The organism is Pseudoalteromonas sp. SR45-5, assembly GCF_014163565.1.
In the GTDB taxonomy this organism is placed as follows: Bacteria; Pseudomonadota; Gammaproteobacteria; order Enterobacterales; family Alteromonadaceae; genus Pseudoalteromonas; species Pseudoalteromonas distincta.
The window spans coordinates 1-3,516 of record NZ_JACJDN010000438.1 but is presented as its reverse complement, the minus strand read 5'-3'; the positions used below and the strand labels follow the sequence as shown (position 1 = coordinate 3,516).

The window sequence follows — 3,516 nt, the reverse complement described above, 5'->3', positions numbered from 1 at the left end:
CCCGCTTTGGCGGGGGTGAGCGACAAAACACTGTAGTAAAAAAAGTTTAGTTAGACAGTCGTGCTACTAAATTGGTTTCCCCGCTTTGGCGGGGGTGAGCGACAAAACACTGTAGTAAAAAATTTAGTTAGACAGTCGTGCTACTAAATTGGTTTCCCCGCTTTGGCGGGGGTGAGCGACAAAACACTGTAGTAAAAAAAGTTTAGTTAGAGGGTCGTGCTGCTAAATTGGTTTCCCCGCTTTGGCGGGGGTGAGCGACAAAACACTGTAGTAAAGAAAATTTAGTTCGCACTTGTAACTACTAATTTTTACCCTTTGCGTAAGCAGAGGTATATGAAAACTAATTTGTATATTCCTTGTGGTTGGTAGGTATGTATTTTTACATATCTATCGACTCATTGAACCACTCTACCTCTAAGTTACTTCCTCCTATTCAGTCGTATTCAATAATTTTAAAAACTCATTTTTATATACACCTTAATCTTTTTTATCTGGTGATAGTCTAATTAATGCTTTCAACAAAAAAGCGCCCTAATAAAATCAGGACGCTTTGCGTTTAGGACAAATAAACAAGGATTATACAAATTTAAATAACAAATATTTGAGCGCTACCTTCATACTACGCTTATTACTTTGACAATATTTCTCGTAGTTAATTATGCCAATAGCAATTTTAGTGCAAAACAAACTCAGGGCGATAAACCAAGCAAAATTTTGAGTCGATTTATACTGTAAAAATAATATAGTTGAGCCACTAAATGCGATAATCGAATAGACAACTTCTATTCGATATTGGCTAATTGCATTCAATATTTTGGGCATTAAAAACCATCATCAAACGATTCAAATGCATCAAAACAATCATCATTGTTTGAATCCGCTATCGACTCTTCAATCTCATAAACAGTCATCACTCTTGAGCTCTGTCCCACCACATTGCCGCCAACATCTAAGATATTAGTGCTAGCATTTGTGATAGGTAATCCTGTTGTTGGATTAATAGCAATATCAGTAACGTCATTATTTTTCATACTCTTAAACCTTAAAAATCATTAATTTACACTTTCAAATTTAATGATTTCGTGATAAAAAACAAACTGTTTGACTGCGCAGCTCAGCAACAAACAGTTTGAATAAGTAGTTCCCTCTCCTCTTAATTCACCTAATTTTTTATTAAGTAAAAATCCTTTCCTCTTTATCTAAAAAACTCACTAATAAGTTTAATTTGAAGGCGGTTTTGTCTGAAAGACGTTATAAAAAACGCATTTTTCGGCACGAAAAACTGCAAAAAAGCGCCTCAGAATGAGGCCAACAAGCGCGTAATGTGTTGTAGGCGAAGCCGCAGACACATGGAGAAAGCGCGAATGTACAGCTGGTCTGTACTAACCGCGATAGTGTTTCGCATCAGCGAAATTCGATTAAAATTTGGCACAAATTGTATCGAACCATCTATTTTCGTAGAAAATTACAGCAGATGAAAAATGCAAATTATGGGGCACCCATTGCATTGTCAGGCGCGGCAGTATGGCGGTTAGTACAGAGCGTAGCTCGGTGCATTCGCGCTGGGTATAAAACGCTAGCGCGATAGCGCGTCGAGTCAGCTCGTTGCGGAGCAACGCCAGAGCTGACGGGCGTTTTAGACCCTATGGTTGAGTAGCGCAGCGACGAGGCCATCCGCTGAAAGCGGCTTTGTTGCAATTATTATCGCAACAATCATTCCGTGCATGCTGTTAAAGCATCTCGGAATGAAAAACGGGGTTTAAGTCATCAAATAACGGTAATTTGTGTACTGTGATACTAGTTAATTTTAGCAATTAACTAACCTGAGAGCCTTTTGAAAATGACGCAACAACCATCAATAAATTTGGAAACGAACAACACTCTTCATACTCATCACTACCCTCGCTATTTTGATATTGATATGCGGTATTATCCAGGCGCAAACAATCATCAAAAAGGGGTTAACCGAACTAGGTTGACCGTATTAATCGCGATTCGATTTTCCATTATTACCCCAGGCATTGTTCGTTGGTTATATGGCATCAATCATCGGTTGGCATTAGAGCATTTAAACCGGCTAGAAAAGGATAGTTTGCTGCGTGTGGTAAAAACACATCGAAGCCCAGATGGTCGAGTCTATGTACCCACGTATACTGCTGCCAAATTTGCAGAAGAGTTAATGGGCATCGACGTATATTTTAGGAGCAATAAAAACCCAGCGCTGCAGTTCAATAATAACCATGTTATGCATAATCTGATTAACGCATTTGTCATGCTGCGCGGTATACATAATTATCACAGTGATGAAACGTACGCCCCAATGTGGAAGGGATTTATTACCGAGCCAGAATTTCAACGAATTAACGGCCTATCCGCTGCACGAACAGTGGATGGCGCTGTGCTACTTCCTAATGGCTCAATAGCCGCTATTGAGGTGGAACACTCTTTTAAAAACAAAACTGCACGACAGGTCATTCTACTAAAGTATTTGTCGTCACTAAAAAATGGCGATTACAGTAAGATTTTTTTATTTTCACAGTCACAGCAAATCTTCAATGATATAAAACGACTTCATACACAATTATTTGAGGAAATGCCGCAACGTTTTGATAAGAAGACACGAGCACAACTTCTCAGTGAAAGCGATGCTGAATTGCTTCATTCGTCTATTATTTTCCGTACTAAATTATGTGAAGAAATTAATGAAATGTTTTATCAATAAGCGATAGATAAGCAAAGGGGGAATGGATAGTAATCCATTCCCCCTTTGCTTTTGGCCTATTTAAAGCCTTGCCAACATTATTATTAAAAACACGCTTTTGTGAAGTAATAACAAGGCGCTATATTTGCATCACGCCTTCCCCTAGAGGTGTAATCTCTATTAATGAGATTGAGCTGCTTAAACTAGGTTTCAGCTTAAGCAGTGAGCCTGCAAATAATGACTCATGGCATATTTTAGGGGTAATGATTAGGCAGTTATTTTATTATCAAAATAACTTATATTTGTCCTTTATTATTTATTTAGAAGACTGTTTATTGAATCTTGGATATTACGATCAATACGATCTTGTTCAAACTCTCCAACAAATTCACTTTCAATATCATTTTTATAGTCGTCTTCAAATTCATCCTCGAACTTGCTATCAAAAACTGAATCAAAGCGCTCTTCTGGCGCATCACTAAAGGCTTGCTCTGGCTCTTCATAAAACTCGTCATCATAATCAGGATATTCTGGTACGGGTTGGTGTACATCGTTTATTAAACAAATCATTAATTTATATATCAGAACTTTTACGCCACGATAATTAAGATGTTTTTTATTAAAAACTTGAGGCTCTACAATAGCCCAAAAGCCTTTAAAGTTAGGGTTATCTGCGCTTAGCATGAGTTTGTTTATTTTATGATCGTTATCCCTAACAACCGTTTTGACATCTTCTAACAGGGTGAGAATGTCTAGAGTAGAGGTATATCTGCAAGTCATAGAATTTCCTTATTTAAAATTAACTTAATAATTAT

Annotated in this window: 3 protein-coding genes; 1 reads left to right on the top strand and 2 read right to left on the bottom strand. The window is 37.6% G+C overall.

Annotated features, from left to right (window positions below; all coding sequences use genetic code 11):
• Positions 1–821: 821 nt before the first annotated feature.
• Entirely contained in the window at positions 822–1,031 is a 210-nt protein-coding gene (locus H5072_RS14780; RefSeq protein ID WP_182693944.1) for a hypothetical protein, read from the bottom strand.
• A gap of 809 nt (positions 1,032–1,840) precedes the next feature.
• Between H5072_RS14780 and H5072_RS14775 the strand changes: the two genes are divergently transcribed.
• A complete protein-coding gene (locus H5072_RS14775) occupies positions 1,841–2,722 on the top strand; it encodes a hypothetical protein (protein ID WP_182693943.1) in 882 nt (293 codons plus the stop codon).
• A 291-nt stretch (positions 2,723–3,013) separates the two neighbouring features.
• Here the strand turns inward: H5072_RS14775 and H5072_RS14770 are convergent, their stop codons facing one another.
• Positions 3,014–3,481, bottom strand: a complete 468-nt coding sequence (locus tag H5072_RS14770; protein WP_259395961.1) for a hypothetical protein — start codon at positions 3,479–3,481, stop codon at positions 3,014–3,016.
• Positions 3,482–3,516: the final 35 nt, after the last annotated feature.

Bases quoted from the DNA above. Each gene is read 5' to 3' on its own strand.
- H5072_RS14780 (WP_182693944.1), bottom strand. From the start codon at position 1,031: ATGAAAAATAATGACGTTACTGATATTGCTATTAATCCAACAACAGGA.
- H5072_RS14775 (WP_182693943.1), top strand. From the start codon at position 1,841: ATGACGCAACAACCATCAATAAATTTGGAAACGAACAACACTCTTCAT.
- H5072_RS14770 (WP_259395961.1), bottom strand. From the start codon at position 3,481: ATGACTTGCAGATATACCTCTACTCTAGACATTCTCACCCTGTTAGAA.